General features: G+C 49.5%; 16 protein-coding genes. 2 read left to right on the forward strand and 14 right to left on the reverse strand.

Annotated features, from left to right (window positions below; all coding sequences use genetic code 11):
• The 10 genes from BN1938_RS00065 to BN1938_RS00110 form a co-directional block, all read right to left on the reverse strand.
• The coding region (locus tag BN1938_RS00065; protein WP_082202705.1) for a F0F1 ATP synthase subunit delta at positions 1-255 on the reverse strand (255 nt) is incomplete at its 3' end.
• 45 nt (positions 256-300) lie between these two features.
• Positions 301-1695, reverse strand: coding sequence for a F0F1 ATP synthase subunit beta (gene atpD, locus BN1938_RS00070; RefSeq protein ID WP_330581521.1), 1395 nt, complete (start codon positions 1693-1695; stop codon positions 301-303).
• Complete coding sequence (gene atpG / locus BN1938_RS00075; RefSeq protein WP_050638643.1) at positions 1688-2563, reverse strand: ATP synthase F1 subunit gamma; 876 nt, start codon at positions 2561-2563, stop codon at positions 1688-1690. Before atpG ends, atpD begins: the two co-directional genes overlap by 8 nt.
• The gene (gene atpA, locus BN1938_RS00080; RefSeq protein WP_087148853.1) at positions 2556-4067 is read right to left on the reverse strand and encodes a F0F1 ATP synthase subunit alpha; all 1512 of its coding nucleotides are present in this window, start codon (positions 4065-4067) and stop codon (positions 2556-2558) included. The genes atpG and atpA overlap by 8 nt, the downstream gene beginning before the upstream one ends.
• Complete coding sequence (gene atpH, locus BN1938_RS00085) at positions 4067-4606, reverse strand: ATP synthase F1 subunit delta (protein ID WP_050638645.1); 540 nt, start codon at positions 4604-4606, stop codon at positions 4067-4069. The genes atpA and atpH overlap by 1 nt, the downstream gene beginning before the upstream one ends.
• Entirely contained in the window at positions 4594-5112 is a 519-nt protein-coding gene (gene atpF, locus BN1938_RS00090; protein ID WP_025657871.1) for a F0F1 ATP synthase subunit B, read from the reverse strand. Before atpF ends, atpH begins: the two co-directional genes overlap by 13 nt.
• A 22-nt stretch (positions 5113-5134) precedes the next feature.
• The gene (atpE, locus tag BN1938_RS00095; protein WP_025657872.1) at positions 5135-5356 is read right to left on the reverse strand and encodes an ATP synthase F0 subunit C; all 222 of its coding nucleotides are present in this window, start codon (positions 5354-5356) and stop codon (positions 5135-5137) included.
• A gap of 190 nt (positions 5357-5546) precedes the next feature.
• The gene (locus tag BN1938_RS00100) at positions 5547-6275 is read right to left on the reverse strand and encodes a F0F1 ATP synthase subunit A (RefSeq protein ID WP_050638646.1); all 729 of its coding nucleotides are present in this window, start codon (positions 6273-6275) and stop codon (positions 5547-5549) included.
• Positions 6276-6555: 280 nt separating this feature from the next.
• Positions 6556-7485, reverse strand: a complete 930-nt coding sequence (locus BN1938_RS00105) for an EamA family transporter (RefSeq protein ID WP_050638647.1) — start codon at positions 7483-7485, stop codon at positions 6556-6558.
• A 42-nt stretch (positions 7486-7527) separates the two neighbouring features.
• A complete protein-coding gene (locus BN1938_RS00110; protein WP_050638648.1) occupies positions 7528-9162 on the reverse strand; it encodes an amidohydrolase in 1635 nt (544 codons plus the stop codon).
• Positions 9163-9613: 451 nt separating this feature from the next.
• Here BN1938_RS00110 and BN1938_RS00115 point away from each other — a divergent pair, with 451 nt between their 5' ends.
• Positions 9614-11311 (forward strand): GGDEF domain-containing protein, encoded by a 1698-nt coding sequence (locus BN1938_RS00115; protein WP_050638649.1) that lies wholly within the window; start codon positions 9614-9616, stop codon positions 11309-11311.
• 14 nt (positions 11312-11325) lie between these two features.
• Here BN1938_RS00115 and BN1938_RS00120 read toward each other — a convergent pair whose 3' ends face one another.
• The 4 genes from BN1938_RS00120 to BN1938_RS00135 all read right to left on the reverse strand — a co-directional run bounded on the left by BN1938_RS00120 (position 11326) and on the right by BN1938_RS00135 (position 15687).
• On the reverse strand, positions 11326-11979 hold the full coding sequence (locus tag BN1938_RS00120; protein WP_050638650.1) for a cobalamin B12-binding domain-containing protein: 654 nt from the start codon (positions 11977-11979) through the stop codon (positions 11326-11328).
• Positions 11980-13109: 1130 nt separating this feature from the next.
• Positions 13110-14042 (reverse strand): SufB/SufD family protein, encoded by a 933-nt coding sequence (locus BN1938_RS00125; RefSeq protein WP_347562167.1) that lies wholly within the window; start codon positions 14040-14042, stop codon positions 13110-13112.
• Positions 14023-14769 (reverse strand): ABC transporter ATP-binding protein, encoded by a 747-nt coding sequence (locus tag BN1938_RS00130; protein WP_050638652.1) that lies wholly within the window; start codon positions 14767-14769, stop codon positions 14023-14025. Before BN1938_RS00130 ends, BN1938_RS00125 begins: the two co-directional genes overlap by 20 nt.
• Positions 14770-14805: 36 nt before the next feature.
• Positions 14806-15687, reverse strand: a complete 882-nt coding sequence (locus tag BN1938_RS00135; protein ID WP_050638653.1) for a LysR family transcriptional regulator — start codon at positions 15685-15687, stop codon at positions 14806-14808.
• A 241-nt stretch (positions 15688-15928) separates the two neighbouring features.
• On the opposite strand from BN1938_RS00135, the gene BN1938_RS00140 reads away from it, so the two are divergent.
• Positions 15929-16936 carry a YeiH family protein gene (locus BN1938_RS00140; RefSeq protein ID WP_050638654.1) on the forward strand — a complete coding sequence of 336 codons (1008 nt, stop codon included), beginning with the start codon at positions 15929-15931 and terminating at the stop codon, positions 16934-16936.
• The last annotated feature ends 414 nt before the right edge of the window (positions 16937-17350 follow it).

A 17350-nucleotide genomic window follows, 5' to 3' on the forward strand; every position in this document is an offset into this window, starting at 1 on the left:
GGCATATCTGGTATAGACTGCCATCGTCTTTCCCACGTGGATATGGCCCCCCGGGATCTGCACGATGCGGGGCTCTTTCCCCTCTGCCTCCCGGATCTTTACCTCGCCCTTTTCCAGGCGCTTCAGGGCCGGGCTGTGCCCTGCCATGTAGCCCTCCTGTCCCGAGCCTTGCTCTACCACGACCATCTCCACTTCCCCGGAATAGAATAACTGCTGCGGAGTTACAATCTTTAATAAAAAACTTTTTGCTGCCATCCGCCCTTAGCCTCCTTCTGCACACGGTCCGCTTCCGGGCCTCCCTTATGCGGTCTGCCCCTGGGCGTACTTCTCCGTCACGTCGTCAATCCCACCTGCAAACAGGAACATGGATTCCGGGATCTCATCGTGCTTGCCTTCCAGGATCTCCTGAAAGCCCCGGATGGTTTCTTTCAGCGGCACGTACTTCCCGGCCATCCCCGTAAACTGCTCCGCCACATAGAACGGCTGGGACAGGAACCGCTGCAGCTTCCTTGCACGGGCTACCGTCAGCTTATCCTCCTCCGACAGCTCCTCCATCCCCAGGATCGCGATGATGTCCTGCAGGTCCTTATATTTCTGCAGCACCTCCTGCACCTCCCGGGCGGTCTGGTAATGCTCCTCCCCCAGGATTAACGGGTCCATGATCCGGGACGTGGACTCCAGCGGGTCCACCGCCGGGTAAATCCCAAGCTCCGTGATCGCACGGCTGAGCACCGTGGTCGCATCCAGATGTGCAAAGGTCGTCGCAGGCGCCGGGTCTGTCAGGTCATCCGCCGGCACGTACACGGCCTGCACCGAAGTGATGGAACCGTCCCTCGTGGACGTGATCCGCTCCTGCAGCGCACCCATCTCCGTTGCCAGGGTGGGCTGGTAGCCTACCGCAGAGGGCACACGCCCCAAAAGCGCCGATACTTCCGACCCCGCCTGGGTGAAACGGAAAATGTTGTCAATGAACAGCAGCACGTCCTGGTGCTCCCTGTCCCGGAAATGCTCCGCCATGGTCAGCCCCGTCAGCGCCACTCGCATCCTGGCTCCCGGCGGCTCATTCATCTGCCCGAATACCATGGCCGTCTTATCGATAACCCCGGATTCCTGCATCTCATAATACAGGTCGTTCCCTTCCCTGGTACGCTCGCCTACCCCTGCAAACACAGAGATCCCGCCGTGCTCCTTGGCGATGTTGTTGATCAGTTCCTGGATCAGCACGGTCTTGCCTACCCCCGCGCCCCCGAACAGGCCGACCTTCCCGCCCTTTGTGTAGGGGGCCAGCAGGTCAATGACCTTGATCCCCGTCTCAAAGATGACCGAAGACGTGTCCTGGTCCTTATAGTCCGGCGCCGGACGGTGGATCGCATCGTAACGCTCCGCCTCCACGGGGCCCTTCTCGTCAATCGTCTCGCCCAGCACATTGAACAGGCGCCCTAATACTTCTTTCCCGACCGGGACCTTGATCGGCTCCCCCGTGTCGGTCGCTTCCATCCCCCGGTACATCCCGTCCGTGGATGAAAGGGCAATACACCGGGCCTGATCCGCACCAATGTGCTGTTCCACCTCTGCTACAATGGTCTTTCCGTTTTGCTCGATATGTATTGCATTAAGAAGATTCGGCATCTGTTCCTCATCAAACTTAATATCAATAACCGGTCCGATAATCTGTTGAATGATTCCTTTATTCAATTGCCTCACCTCTTAATTTCTGAGCCTCCGAGCCGGCGATGATCTCAATGATCTCACTGGTAATCGCCGCCTGTCTCGCTCTGTTATAGTAAATAGATAATTCTGTCAGCATCTCGTTGGCACTGTCGCTGGCATTCTTCATCGCAATCCTGCGCGCCGAATGCTCGCACAGGGTCGCCTCCGCGATTGCACTGTACAGGTACAAAGCCAGGTACTCCTGGGCCAGGCTGTCAAACAGCTCCCGCCCGGCCGGTTCGTATTCCATCAGGGTCAGGTCACAGTCCCCGGCCTGCCCCCCCGCCTCCAGCGGGAACACCGGGGCCGCCTTCACCTCATGGGAAATCGAGTTCAGGTAGGAGGCATACAGCACCCGGATGCTTGTAAACCGGCCTTCCCGGTACAGCTCCAGTACTTCCCCCGCGAGCCGGTATGCTTCCTCATACCCCATCTCGTCCATCTGCTCCCGCTCCGTCTCCAGCATCTCCAGGCCTTCCCGGAGGCAGAACTCTTTTCCCTTTGTCCCCAGGGCCGCGAAACAGCAGCTGCCTTTTTCTTCCTCTGCAATCTGCCCCGCCGCCTTCGTGATGGAGGTATTGTAGCTCCCGCACAGCCCTTTGCTGCTGGTGAGCAGGAGGTACAGCGTTTCCCCTTCCCTTGGTTCCAGGTACACTTCCGGCACGCCCTCCTCTGTTCGGAGGACCTGGCCGTAAAGCCGCTTTTCCGCCTCCAGGTGTTTCCGGATATAATCGAACCGGTTCGTCGCCTGCTTCAGTTTCGCTGCGGAAACCAGTTTCATGGCATTGGTGATCCTCTCCGTGCTGCTGACGCTTTTCATCCTGCGCTTAATCGCCTGCATCTGGTCAGCCATCGAATCTACCCGCCTTCCTGCATTCTTCTATGCCCTTCAAAAGCTGTTCCTCTGTCTCCGCTTCCAGTTTCCCCGTATCCGCAATGGCTTTCCCCACATGGGGGTAATTCGTATCCATGTACTGGTACAGTTCCTTTTCAAACCGTTTCACCTGGCTCGGCGCGATGCCCGCCAGATGTCCTTTTACTGCCGCATAAATGATCATGACCTGGTGTTCCACTGCAACCGGCTGGTACTGCCCCTGCTTCAGGATCTCCATCAGGAGCATGCCGTTCTCCAGCCGCTCTTTGGTATCCTTGTCAATGTCTGACCCGAACTGCGAGAACCCTTTCAGCTCCCGGTACTGGGCCAGCATCAGCTTGATCGTTCCCGCCACCTTCTTCATGGCCTTGATCTGGGCGCTGCCTCCTACTCGTGACACCGAGATCCCGGCGTTTACCGCGGGTCTCTGGCCCGAGAAGAACAGTTCCGACTCCAGAAAGATCTGGCCGTCCGTGATGGAGATGACGTTGGTCGGGATATACGCCGACACGTCCCCTGCCTGGGTCTCTATAATCGGCAGCGCCGTAATGGACCCGCCCCCCAGCTCATCGGAGAGCTTTGCGGAGCGCTCCAGCAGACGGCTGTGCAGGTAAAAGACATCCCCTGGGTACGCCTCACGTCCTGGCGGACGCCTCAGCAGCAGGGACATGGCACGGTATGCCACCGCATGTTTGGACAGGTCGTCATATACGATCAGGACATCTTTCCCTTCATACATGAACTCCTCCCCCATCGCACACCCTGCATAGGGCGCTATGTACTGCAGCGGCGCCACGTCGCTGGCCGTTGCCGACACGATGATGGTATAGCGCATCGCATCCCGGTCTTCCAGCGTCTTCACCAGCTGCGCAATGGTGGACTTTCTCTGGCCGATGGCCACATAGATGCAGATCACGTCCTTGCCCTTCTGGTTAATGATGGTGTCAATGGCGATGGCCGTCTTTCCGGTCTGGCGGTCCCCGATGATCAGTTCCCGCTGGCCCTTTCCGATGGGGATCATGGCGTCAATCGCCTTGATGCCCGTCTGCAGCGGCTGGTGTACCGACTTCCTCTGCAGCACCCCCGGCGCCGGGCTCTCGATGGGCCGTGTCTTATCCGTCTCTACCGGCCCCTTCCCGTCAATGGGCTCACCCAGCGGGTTCACAACCCGCCCAAGGAGTTCTTCCCCTACAGGCACTTCCGCTACCCTGCCTGTGGGACGGACAATGTCCCCTTCCTTGATCCCACGGTCCGCTCCGATGATAACCGCCCCTACATTCTTTTCCTCCAGGTTCATGGCCATCCCGTAGACCCCGCCGGAAAACTCCAGCAGTTCCCCCGCCACACAGTGGCGCAGGCCTGTCACACGGGCTACCCCGTCCCCCACTTCCTGCACGGTGCCAAAATCCGTAATCTCCATCTGGCTTGTATAGGTTTCTATCTGCTTTTTGATCTGGCTGCTGATCTCCTCTGTATTCCACATCATAGAGGACTCCCCCCTTCCGGCCTGCTGCGAAGCCTCAAGCTTAAATCTTCCATTCTTTTCTTCAGGGAAGCATCAATGAGTTTCCCGTCTGCGGAAATCAATACCCCGCCGATGAGGCCTTCATCGATCATGTTCACCAGGGTCACCGGCTTGCCGATCAGTTCCGCCGTCTGCTCTTCCAGACGCTTCACCATTTCTTTCTCCAGCGGCACCACCGAATATACGATCCCACGGATCCCCTGTCTTTCTTCTCCCAGAAGCTCCAGCCCTTCGGCCAGCACCTGGCTGAAATGATACAGGCCCTGGTGGTCCAGCAGGATGCAGAAGAACGCCAGCGTCTCATCGCTGATATGGCTCCCGAATATATCCCGCATCCACTCCAGTCTTGTTTCCTTCCCGATTTCACCCAGCGTCAGCATCTGGAAAAAGTTCTCTTCCTCCATAAGGAGTCTTTTCAGCACAGCCAGTTCTTCAGTCACTGTATCTATTTGCCCGCACAGTTTCTTTACCTCAGTCTGTTCTGTTATTCTTTCCATGATGAATCCTCAGCTTCTTCTATAATCTTTTCTACTACTTCTGCCTGTCTTTTCGGGTTCAGTTCTTCTCCTATGATTTTCCCTGCTGCAAGGACAGCCATGTCTCCAATCTCTCTTTGTAGCTCTTTCTTCGCAATCATCTTGTCCCGCTCGATTTCCCGGCGCGTCTGTTCCCGCACCTGCCCCGCTTCTTTGCTTGCGGTCTCAAGCACTGCCCCTGCCTGGGCCTGGGCCTCCTGCATTGCCTTCTTTATGATCTCCCGTTTCTCGGACTCTGCAAACGCCATCTGCGCCTCATACTCTTCCAGCTTCTGCTGTGCCTCCTCGCGCGTCGTCTGGGCTTCCTGCAGCGTGTTCACCACCTGCTGCTGCCTTGCCTCCATAAACTGGTGTACTTTCTCAAAAAAGAACTTTTTCAAGATTAACACTAACACAACCACGGTGATCAGCGAAAAAAGCAGGTTCCAGTTGATTGTAAGCAGATCCTGATATAATTGTACTTTCAAATCCGGCTGCCTCCCTTCTCTCTTATACCTTTCCCGACAGCATAATGGCGATAACGAAGGTCAGGACACCGATGGTCTCCATAATTGCCATACCTACAATCATACCTGTCTGGATCTTGCCTGCTACTTCCGGCTGCCTTGACATGCCTTCCAGCCCCTTGCTCAGTGCCAGCCCCTGCCCCAGGCCGATGCCCAGTGCTGCTAATCCCATACACATCCCGATTCCCAGTGCAACCATTCCCATATCTATTTCCTCCTGTAATCAATTCCTCTTATTTTTTTCTCCGAATCTGTTCTAAACCATCAGCAGATACGCTGCAAGCCCATATAAGCCGCCTTTAGCAGCGGGGCCTGCTCCCGCATATTTGATATTTTCGTACAGACAATCCTGTAAATACACCGTCCTGTACTGATCTGCTGTCTTTCTTTTCCCTTTACTCGCTGTGTCCCACAGACATTATTTTTACTGCCGATCCCAGATTGATCACGGTCAGCGTGGTAAATATGTACGTTTGGATTAACGGTTCCGCTATGTCAAAGATCGCATTCAGCGGCAGTACCGTAACCGCACGCAGAAACGGGACCGTCGTAATCATGCTGCTTAGGTGCGTCATCAGATGCAGCCACAGTTCGATTACGATGAACCCTCCCAGGATATTCCCGAAAAGTCGAAGGCCCAGGGAGATCGGTAATGTACACTCCTCCAGGATCTTCAGCGGGAACATGAACGGGTACGGGTCGCACATCTCTTTGAGTTTCCCCTTTACCCCGTGCACTCTCAGTGAGTTGGCCAGGATCATCAGGAACGTCAGTCCTGACAGTGCAAACGCCACGTTTAAGTCCGCCGTAATCGGACGGATCCCAAACAGCCCCAGGCAGCTCGCACAGAATACGAACCCAAGGATGCTCCCCACATAGGGCGCATAGGACTTGTTCTCCTTCCCCATGTTGTTCTCCGTAAACTTATACACCCAGCCCACGATGAATTCCGCCGCCACCTGTTTTCCTTTCGGCACCGTCTTCAGCCCGCTTCCGAGCCAGATCCCCAGTACCGCCAGTATCACGGCAATCACGAGTCCAAACAATGTACTCTCTGTGATAAACAGCTTTCCCTCTCCGAAGCCCAATATAATCCGGGCGCCGAGTTCTTCCACGTTTATCATTGTTTTTTTACTCCTCCTATTCCCGATACGATAAATATTGCCAGTAACATCTCTCCTCCCTTAAAATGTGTACGGAAAAGGAAGTGCTGCGAACAGCACCTTTCGGCTGCCGTTCAGCACCTCCCCTTGACTTTCTCAGAGATTCCCGGAGGCTTTGGGGCTGCCGGGAAATGAAATTCACAAACTATAAATTGAGGCGACTATGAAATCAGGCAGCAATATACAGTATGAATCATGCATTTTCCGACGGCCTCTTCTCCCCGAAGATGTCCCCGCATTTTTATGCAAGACTGACGAGTATAACTCCGACAAGTGCAATTCCAATACCTATCAGACGTTTTGTAGTCAGTTTTTCCTTGTAGGCAACACGTCCAAGAATTACCAGTACAATTGCCAGTAACACATAAGCCAACAGCAGTCCCACGCTCAAATCCCAGCCTACGCGGAAAAGTAAAATCGTTGAAACTTCCAGGCATACAAGGCAGGCGCCCAACACCGGAGCCGTCCAGTTCGCTTTCTTAATCTCTTTGAAATAGTTTTTATTTTTACTTGTGATAAAGAACATTAAAAGCGCATAAACAATGCAGACCAGGTATGTCAGAGAAACGGAAGCGAAAGTATCTACATCAGAAGGAGTTACCTTTGCAGTTATACTATAAGCAAGATTTGCTACAATCATCAGCAGAACCGGCATCCACATAAGCAGACTCTTCTTTTTCCCTGCAGCATTGCTCTTTGTTTCCTCACCTTCCAACACAGCAGTCTTGTTCTTCTTCTCCGGAGAATTAACCACGTAAAGTCCCAGGATACAAACAACGATACCGCCGCCCTTAATCATAGTCATTGCTTCACCAAAGCAGGCAACACCCACAACTACAGACATCAGTGATACACCGATATTTGCAATCAAGGAACCGATGCTGACATCCCAGCCTACCCGGTATAACAAAATAAGTGCCAGATCAATGAATACAATCGTCAGGCCCAGTACATAAGAAGCCCAGTTCGCTTTGGAAACAGCTGCAAGTATATCCCCTCCAGGATTGGTTACAAAGAATAAAATCACACATAATACCATACCAACCATGTAGCTTAAGGATAGGCTGGCAAACGAATTTACTTTTTCAGGCGTACCTTTTCCTGCCACATTATAGATCGTATTGCCAAACACATTCAGCAAAAGCGGTGCAATAAAAATCAATAATTCCATAATCAGTTTTCGTCCTTTCTATCATCACATACGAGACATGCACTATACCTCGTACACAATACGTCCATCGCAAACAGTGAGTTCCACATTGCAGTTCAAAATGTCATCCACAGGAATCTCAAAGAGATTGCAATCCCAGACAGCAATATCGGCAAGTTTTCCATTTTCCAGGCTTCCAAGTACCGCTTCTTTCCCTGCTTTGTATGCGCCGCCCCATGTATATGCATATAATGCATCCCACAGGGTGAGTTTCTGTTCCGGATTCCAGCCAGAAGCAGGCTGCCCGTCTGGGAATGTACGTGTCACTGCCCTATGCAGGCTGATACGGGGATCATAGGAAACAACCGGAAAATCAGTTCCAAAAGCCAGATGAATCCCATTGTCAAGCATACTCTTAAATGCCCAAAGGCTCTTTGTCCGTACCGGTCCCACACAATCTGCATACTGCTCGTCCTCATATGTTGGAAAGAGCGCCAGATGCTGCGGCTGTACAGAACAGATAATGCCTGCCTTTGACATACGTTCCCAGTCTTTTGGCGAAGACATATCCAGATGCTCAATGGACATCCTGGAAGCCGTCTCACCATTTTCTGCAATGGCATCCTCATACATCTCGATGGTTTTACGCACTGCGCCATCGCCTACTGCATGGAACTGCAGGTTGATACCATTTTTATGATATTCCTTCACGCGCTGCGCATCATATTCCAAATCTGTTGCCCAGAAGTTATAGTCTGCGTCTGCATCGTCTGTATAAGGCTCCAGCAGCAAACCAGTATGTGCAACAACAATACCATCCACAAATTCTTTGACCCCTGAATAGTAAATCATTTGCTCCGGATCGCCGTATTTCTCGGTGTGCTCCAATGCTTCCTCAATCGTACCAGTCAGGCATGTAGCATAATTATACCGAAACTTCAGTGCACCCTCATCAGCCATGTCATTTAACACGTCCAGGTTTCCCATATTGTAATTATTCAGTGCACGCATATCAATCAAAGAAGTGACACCATACTTACAAATGTCCTCACTCTTTTCTTCCATCAGCTTGCGTTCCTTTGCATAAGGAATATTAAATGCAAGCCGCACAACCGGGTTCTGCGCTTCCTCAACCAGATATCCCGTGATACGCCCCTGCTCATCCCGTTCAAAACGGCCAAACCGCGGATCCGGAGTATCCGGTGCCAGTCCGGCTAATTCCAAAGCTTTAGAATTTACCCATGCAGCATGAAGGTCGCTGTCGTAAATATATACCGGACGCTCCGGGAAATATTGATCTAGAATTTCCTTTGTCGGCGGCTTCGGGTCATCCCACTCCGCAATCACAAAACCACAGGAACTCAGCCATTCTCCTTCTTCATACTCGTCTTCATGTGCCTGATAGTACTCGTACAGCGATTTTGCACATTCTTCTGCACTCGAATACCCTCCAACATAAGGAGCTGACATCATATACGCCCCTGCAAACAAATGGACATGTGAATCGCATATCCCCGGTGTTATTAATTTGGTGCCAAAATCTCTGACATCCGTGTCCTCATCTGCCAGTGCAAGCACTTCCTCTTTTGAGCCTATGCAAAGAATTTTATTATCTGCAATGGCTACCCCTCCTGAAACCATCCCCAGTGAACCTGCGGTAAATATGTTTTCACTTAGTAAAATCATATCTGTTTTCATCCTTTATGTTCCTCCTGTAATTTTATGTATTAAAATATAGCAATTGTTAATTTGAATGTAAATCAATATTATTTTTGGATTCTTTCGTTTTTTTATGATTCTTTCATTTTTTTACTATCATGATAATTTTTTTAATTATTCTCCATATTTTTTGTGCAACTATTCTATGACTCAAAGCAGGTGATAGTGATTAATCTTCATTTTCTCACAGTATCGCCAAGTAAACACGCACAAAAAGGAATACCATAGTTGAATATCAACATATGGCATCCATTTTCTTCTGTTACAACATCTATTCCCTTGAAATTCACCTGCGCTGAAGGGTGCTGCGAGCCATTACATACGTTTAGCATGGGAGCATTTCATCTCACATTATACACTTTCTATGAGTTGCTAATTATGTTATAGTATAATAAATGTACTCTCTTTCACTGAAAAGAAAGGATATCCTGTGAATAAAAAAACGAACGTTAAAGTTGATTATTTATATAAAGTTTTGCTTCTCTGTTCTGTACTGGTTTTTCTGTATGTGTTCTACATCATCTTTCATATAGAACATATGCCGGACAGCCGTTTTATACCAGATCCGCCTGTCAGTTTATCCGAAGGCTGGTATACCCTTGATGCTTCGGGCGGAAAAACTACTCTGCCTGAGCTCAATACCTGGAGTATGAAAAGTGATGCTCCTGTAACAATCCGCAGGGAACTGCCCCCGCTGTCCGATAAGGATTACCTGTTCATTGAGAATAACTTTAACTACATAAAGGTCTTTGTTGACGGCACCTGTATCTATGATTATTCTGACGATACCGTAGACCTGCCTGCCAATATGTCGGGACATTTCATCTGCCAGATTCCGCTTGACCGTGACTTTTCCGGAAGAACCTTATCTGTTGAGATTACTCAGCCCCATACGTTTCTCAGTGTCGGAATTAAAGATATCTCAATAGGCACGGCAAGCTCCTATATTACAAAATATCTTTATTCTCATGCCGAACTAATCATCAGTCTATTCATAATGCTTCTTGCCAGCCTGTGCCTGTTTTCTGCCTTTCTCTGGCAGAAGTACAGAAAGCTGGATTACAATTATTCCGTATTTGGTGAACTTTCGCTTCTGACACTAATTTCGGCTTTATGGATATTTACCGATTCCCAGCTTCCTCAGCTGTTTTGGGGGAATACTGTCGCCGTCTGTGTCCTCTCTTTCTTCAGTTTTATGGTGCTGCCACTGCCTATGCTTTCTATCACCAGCACACTATGCCAGGACAGCCGGAGAGTTCTCGCACGTATGAAATGTGTTCTGATATTAAATGCTACAGTCCAGGGCATTTTATACTCTTTGGGAAATGTCAGCCTGGTCCTGATGCTTCCGATTACACATAGCCTGATCGTGCTGAACGGCATTGTACTGCTTCTATTTTTACTGCACAGGCTCAAAGGCAGTTCTTCCCATTTTGCAAAACCTATGCTGCTTTCCCTGATTCTGCTGATCCTCTCCGCAGTACTGGCGCTGATACAATTTTATATCAACCCGCAGGCAGATAACAGCCGGTTCTACCGCTATGGCTTTATTTTATTTATTTCGATCCTGATCTACGTAAGCGTTAAAGCCATGCTGGGTTTTGTCAATGACTATACCGAGCATAAAATACTGAAAAAGCTGGCTTACACAGATATCCTCACAAACGTGGGCAGCAGGCTGGCATTTGAAGAATTCATGAATGAACTCCGAAGCCGCACAACCCCGTTTCCCGGAGTATTTTATGTCTGTGACCTGAACAATCTAAAAGTGACCAATGATACTTACGGCCACAAGGCAGGCGATATTATACTAAAAGAAGCTGCCCGCTGCATGTCAAAAATCTTCCAGGATTCCGGAAAAGTCTTCCGGATCGGAGGCGATGAATTCGCCGCTTTCATTCAGGCCCCGTTCCATGAACTGCCCGATTACGTCTCTATGCTGGAGAAAGAAATCGAGAGTGCGGACAGTTCCTGTGAGTATAACTTTTCTCTTTCAATTGGCTGGAATGCTTCTGATACAATTATAGGAAATGAAATAGACAGGGTATTCCGGCAGGCAGACGATGACATGTATAAAAGCAAGATGAAATACCGGAAAGAAAACAGTATAAAGTCAATACGTGATTAATAAAGGCAGCGTTGTTAGCGCTGCCCTTTCCTTTTATGAAAAACCGCTTCTCTTGCCACTTCTGCTGCATTCATTGCATTCGATGTATAAAAATCTGCTCCGATTTTTCCGGCAAAGGATTCCGTAACAGGAGCTCCCCCAACCATCAGTATATATTTATCCCGCAGCCCCCTTCTCTCCAGTTCAGCCGTACACTCTTCCATCCGGATCATCGTCGTGGTAAGCAGTGCTGACATACATATAATATCCGCGCCAATTTCCTCAGCCTTATCAATGAATACTGAAGTTTCCACATCAACGCCCAGATCATAAGTTTCAAATCCGGCGCCTTTGAGCATCATAATGACCAGATTCTTTCCGATATCATGCAGATCTCCAAAGACCGTGCCAACAACAGCCTTCCCCACTGGTTCCGCCCCCGCGGCAGCCAATCTGGGTTCAAGCTCCTTCAACCCCGCATGCATCGCGCTTGCCGCAACCAGAACCTCAGCAACAAAGACTTTATTATGCTTAAACTTCAGCCCAAGCTCCATCATTCCCGCAAGAAGCCCTTCGTCCAATATCACTTTGGGATCTATATCCTCGGCCAGAGCCTGCCGGATCAGAGCCTTGACCATCTTAGCCTTTCCTAATTGAAGATATTCATTAATCTCCTGAATCAGTTCCATACTTTTACCCCCGACCTGACCTCAGTGGGGGATACCGATTTTTCTTCGCCCGCCACTGCCGTTAACCTAGTTTTTATTGATTCATCCCTCCGCCTATAGGGGGGCAGAATCCTCATTTATCTTGTCAAAAATAGTATAACTATAAGAATCATATCACATCATTCGAATAATTATCTCATACGTTCAAGGATTTTACAAACAAAATCGGGATTTAGTCGGCTAGCTTTAGCCTGGTCGACGGATGGGGACGCTTCATGACAGGGAGGCCGGGGAGGTGCTGGGGCTGTATATGCCGTTGCGATATGCACCCATGCTGCTAAGTGATTCTAGAACACCCGATGCCGGATAGGCGGGTACGCTGAACACATCACGGGAAATCTGATGATTTCCCGCGCTGGGTTCAGCAACAACTTGATTTGGAGATCAAGTTGTTCCCCGCCTATCCGGCATCGGCTGTTCAAGAATCACTAAGCGCACTCCAGCATTTCGCAACGGCATATACAGCCCCAGCACCTCCCCGGCCTCCCTGTCATAAAGCTGGCTCATCCAATCGGCAGGTAAGCTCGCCAACCGGGTGGGATCCCGGACCAGAGCAGCGGATGTGGATTGGCTATGCGTGTCTTTTCATCTTCAAGATGCGTATTGAATTATTTTGATACCGGAAGCGTATCCCCTTGCTTATGTACACCTAATGGGGACATAAAAGTCCCGCCAATTCTATATCCATACGCTGCCCCCGTTTGAGGCCCCTCCTTAGAAACGAGCTTTTTCCTACCGGTTGGATGCGCCAGCTCCATGAAGGGATAGCCGAAAACCTCCCGGAGAACATCCATGTCCTTTCAAAAACGCTCAAAGCGGGCCTTAGAAATTCTTGGTGGGAAACAGCCCTGAAAATGGAGAGATTTTTGGATTCCGAATCCAAAAATCAGCTGACCCAGCGCGAGAAATCATCGGATTTCTCGTGATGTGTCAGTGGTGCTCCATTTTCAGGGCTGTTTCCCGCCTAGAATTTCTTAGGTCCGCGGCCGCGTTTTTGAAAGGACATGGATGTTCTCCGGGAGGTTTTCGGCTATCCCTTCATGGAGCGTCCCCATCCGTACCGCGACTAAAGCGCGTCACTAACTCCCGATTTAGTTTAGGAAGTTCTCGATGATAACTGATTCCGCCTCTTCCTCCGACATCCCAAATGTCCGCAGCTTAACCAGCTGCTCGTCATTGATCCTTCCAATCGCGGCCTCATGCACGATCTGTGCATCTACATGTTTCGCATTGATCTCCGGTATGGAGCTGATCTCGGCCTGATCCATAATGATGGAATCACACTGAACATGTGCATGGCACAGATTGTTTCCGATTGCCCTTGGATGGAAGACCTGCCTTGAGGTTCCTTTTGCCACGGAACGGGAGATGATCCTGGCGGAACTATTCTCTCCGCTCAGCTGGACGTCCATGTTGGATATTGCAGTCTGCTCCGCATGGGTCATGAGCTTTTCTGTAACGAAAAGTTTTGCCCCACGGGACAGTTCTACAAATGTTTCACGCTCTGTGGAATCGACACCCTTGATCTGGGTGGTCTCCAGTGTAAATACCGAATTCTCTCCGACATAAATCTTTGTCACAGGATTTAATACTTTACCACCGGTTCCTTCGCCCTCTGCGTAATGATTCTCTACATACTTCACATTCGCATCTTTCCCCACATGGAAGGCGTGAATGCCGTCGTGGCGGCTCTCGCTGCAGCCGTCATTGTGTATACCGCAGCCTGCTACGATTACGACATCTGCACCGTCCTCTATATAAAAATCATTGTATACTACATCCTTCATGCCCGATTCAGACATTACAACCGGAATATGGACCTGTTCCTGCTGAGCTTCTCCGCTGATATAAATATTAATGCCGGGCTTGTCTTCCTTTTTTTCAATCCGGATATGGCGGCTGTCACCGTGACAGACTGCCATACCGTTCAGGCGCAGATTATAGGCGCCCTCCTGCTTAAATCCCAGAGAATCTATTACCTTTAGCACATTTTCCGTTACTTCATTAAGCTTCACAGATGTCACCTCCCTTTTCCTTCATACACGCACAGGAATCGATATCTTCTCCGAGCAGCTGCGGCATGATCTCCGCTGTGGGCCCGATTGAATCTAACTTCCCGTCGGATATTACCATGATCCGGTCCGCCATCTGGATAATCTTCTCCTGATGAGAGATGAGGATCAGGCTTTCTTTTTTCTCTTTATGGATCTTCTCAAACCGCTTGATCAGCATGGAGAAGCTCCAGAGATCAATACCGGCCTCCGGCTCATCAAAGATACAGATATTGTGCTTTTTCGCCAACACAGTAGCAATCTCAATCCGCTTCATCTCCCCGCCTGACAGGGTCGAATCCGCCTCTCTGTCTATATATTCCATGGCACACAGACCAACACTGCTCAACAATCCGCAGCACTTTTCCTCGGTCAGTTCCTCGCCCGCTGCCAGTGACAGCAGACGTCTCACAGTCATTCCCTTAAAACGGGGAGGCTGCTGGAATGCAAATCCGATGCCTGCCTGTGCCCTTTCATTGATAGATAAGCCTGTGATATCCTCACCGTTCAGAATAATCCGGCCCGCCGTTTCCTTATTAATTCCCATCAGAATCTTTGCCAGTGTGGACTTTCCGCCCCCGTTAGGTCCGGTGATGACCAGCATCTCTCCGTCCTCCACCGTAAAGTTGATATCGGAAAGTATTTCCGACTGCTTCCCTTCCTCAGATACATCATATGATAAATGCTCTACCTGTAACATCTCTGTCACTTCCTTTTCTTATGCTAGCCGCACGCTTTATTCACCGGAAAACTGGCGGAATAATCCTCTGTAAGTATCTGCATAGATGCTCCCCCGTCTCCATATAAAGGTAAAATCATGGGTAATACCGAAATTCCTCAGTGAAATTACTTTGAGTTCTCTCTTTTCCAGTTCTTCCCTAACTGCGACCTCATATAAAAATGTAATACCACAGCCGGCTTTTGTCAACTCTTTAATCGCATGTAAACTGCCTATTTCCGCAGTTCTGACGAAATCTTCGGTCCCATAATTCTGTGAATCCAGATAACGCTCCAGCACTTCCCTGGTTCCCGACCCCGGTTCCCTGAGAAGAAGGCGCTCGCCAAACAAATCTTCCAGCTTCTCCGGCTTCTTGCTAAACGGGTAAAAAGGGCTGCAAACAGCCACATAGCGCTCTGTGGAATAATGCAGATAATCGTATTCATTCTTTTTATAAAATCCCTCAACAAGGGCAAAATCTATCTCTCCGTTATCCAGCCTTGCAAGCAGCTCCTGGGTATTCGCCACTTCCATATGTAACTTCACATCCGGGTACTTTACAAGATACCGCTCCAGAATCCGCGCCATAACGATCTCCCCAACTGTCATAGTCGCTCCAAACCGGATATTCTGATATCCATCAGTCAGATGCTGCATATTACTCTGCAGAGAAAGTTCGTCGTGCATCATGGTTAGCGATGCATTGCGGAGCATCTCTCCTGCCTCTGTCAGTTTCAGCTTCTTCCCCTCATACTGGAAAAGTTTTATCCCGTAGTGCTTCTCCAGATAACGCACATGCTGCGAAACCGCAGGCTGTGTAATATTGAGTTCTTCAGCTGCCCTAGTGAAATTCATGCATTGACATACCGTCAGGAATGTCTCCATCCGAAAATCCAACATATTCATCCCTCTTTAAATGAATCCAGGCGGAGCTTCCTCTCCTCAAAAGCTCCGCCTTTATATTTTAATTACTCCCTGCATTTACTATAACATATTATTATCATAAAATAAAGATATATAATTTTATTTTATAGTTTTTTTATGTTATGATAAATATGACAGACAAAATATGGAAAAGTTACGCCTGTCTTGTCTGATCAATTATCTAAATCTAATGGAATAAGAACGGAGGATTTGTAACATGGATTTTATAAAACAAAAAGGACCTGGATTATTGTTCTGCCTGATTATTGCAATTCCGTCATGGTTTTTGGGCCGGGCGCTCCCGGTGATCGGCGGCCCTGTTTTCGCAATACTCATTGGAATGGTATTAACATTAATCATCAAGCGGAAAGATACCGTACAACCCGGCATAGCCTATACATCCAAAAAGATTCTGCAGGCAGCTGTTGTATTTCTCGGTTTTGGAATGAACCTGACAGAGATCCTTGCCAAGGGCCGTCAGTCCCTTCCTATCATTATTTCCACAATCAGCACTTCCCTAATCATTGCTTTTATCCTGTATAAAGCAATGAAACTGCAGCCAAACAACGCCATACTGGTCGGAGTCGGCTCTTCCATATGCGGAGGCTCCGCGATCGCAGCTACAGCCCCGGTTATCAATGCAAACGATGAAGAAGTTGCACAGTCCATCTCAGTCATCTTCCTCTTCAACGTCATCGCCGCACTGATTTTCCCGGCACTGGGAGGAATCCTGCACCTGAGTAATGAAGGGTTCGGCCTGTTTGCAGGCACTGCCATCAATGATACATCTTCTGTAACGGCAGCTGCAGCCGCATGGGATGGAATTCACGCCAGCCATACGCTGGAGGCGGCAGCCATCGTCAAAATGACAAGAACACTGGCGATTATCCCAATCACCCTGTTCCTGGCCCTCTACAGAGGCAGAAAAGAAAAAAAGACCGAAGGATCTTCCTTCAGCCTGAAAAAAACATTTCCATATTTTGTACTGTTCTTCGTTCTTGCGTCGGTCATTACTACAGTATTCCAGCTGCCCCCGGCAGTCACCGCGCCATTAAAAGAACTGAGCAAATTCCTCATCATCATGGCAATGGCAGCAATCGGCCTGAACACGAATATCGTAGATCTCGTAAAAACCGGCGGCAAGCCAATCTTTACCGGCTTCTGCTGCTGGGTTGGAATCGCACTCGTCAGCTTAGGTATGCAGCACCTTATGGGTGTCTGGTAGGCGGATTTGGGAACACGTTATAGGCTTGCGGACGGGGGGACGCCTGCCGTGGAGCGGGACGGGGGAGGGACTTCATCCTGTCTCTGTCCGGAATGCCTAGAGTGAGTTTAGCAGCAGTAAGAGGGAACACACCAAAGCAGCCGGCACCGTACGCATTCACCGCCCAATCTGATGATTGGACGGCTCAGGCGTACTGAAAAGTTAATTTGGAAATTAACTTTTCTCCGGCTGATTTGGTGTGTTCCCTCTAACTGCTGCTAAACTCACTCTAGGCATTCCGGACAGAGACAGGATGAAGTCCCTCCCCCGTCCCGCTCCACGGCAGGCTGGCTCATCCGGCCGGCAGGAAAAAACACGTTTCCCGGTTAGTATCCCATACGGGGGAAACGGATTGATTCGGCTATTCGTGTCTTG

This window comes from Eubacterium sp. SB2 (assembly GCF_001244405.1).
Classification (GTDB): Bacteria; Bacillota; Clostridia; order Lachnospirales; family Lachnospiraceae; genus Faecalicatena; species Faecalicatena contortus_B.

Excerpts from the sequence above, each read along its gene's own strand:
- atpG (WP_050638643.1), bottom strand. The coding sequence starts at position 2,563 with ATGGCTGACCAGATGCAGGCGATTAAGCGCAGGATGAAAAGCGTCAGC.
- atpA (WP_087148853.1), bottom strand. The coding sequence starts at position 4,067 with ATGTGGAATACAGAGGAGATCAGCAGCCAGATCAAAAAGCAGATAGAA.
- atpH (WP_050638645.1), bottom strand. The coding sequence starts at position 4,606 with ATGGAAAGAATAACAGAACAGACTGAGGTAAAGAAACTGTGCGGGCAA.
- atpE (WP_025657872.1), bottom strand. The coding sequence starts at position 5,356 with ATGGGAATGGTTGCACTGGGAATCGGGATGTGTATGGGATTAGCAGCA.
- BN1938_RS00100 (WP_050638646.1), bottom strand. The coding sequence starts at position 6,275 with ATGATAAACGTGGAAGAACTCGGCGCCCGGATTATATTGGGCTTCGGA.
- BN1938_RS00105 (WP_050638647.1), bottom strand. The coding sequence starts at position 7,485 with ATGGAATTATTGATTTTTATTGCACCGCTTTTGCTGAATGTGTTTGGC.
- BN1938_RS00110 (WP_050638648.1), bottom strand. The coding sequence starts at position 9,162 with ATGAAAACAGATATGATTTTACTAAGTGAAAACATATTTACCGCAGGT.
- BN1938_RS00120 (WP_050638650.1), bottom strand. The coding sequence starts at position 11,979 with ATGGAACTGATTCAGGAGATTAATGAATATCTTCAATTAGGAAAGGCT.
- BN1938_RS00130 (WP_050638652.1), bottom strand. The coding sequence starts at position 14,769 with ATGTTACAGGTAGAGCATTTATCATATGATGTATCTGAGGAAGGGAAG.
- BN1938_RS00135 (WP_050638653.1), bottom strand. The coding sequence starts at position 15,687 with ATGTTGGATTTTCGGATGGAGACATTCCTGACGGTATGTCAATGCATG.
- BN1938_RS00140 (WP_050638654.1), top strand. The coding sequence starts at position 15,929 with ATGGATTTTATAAAACAAAAAGGACCTGGATTATTGTTCTGCCTGATT.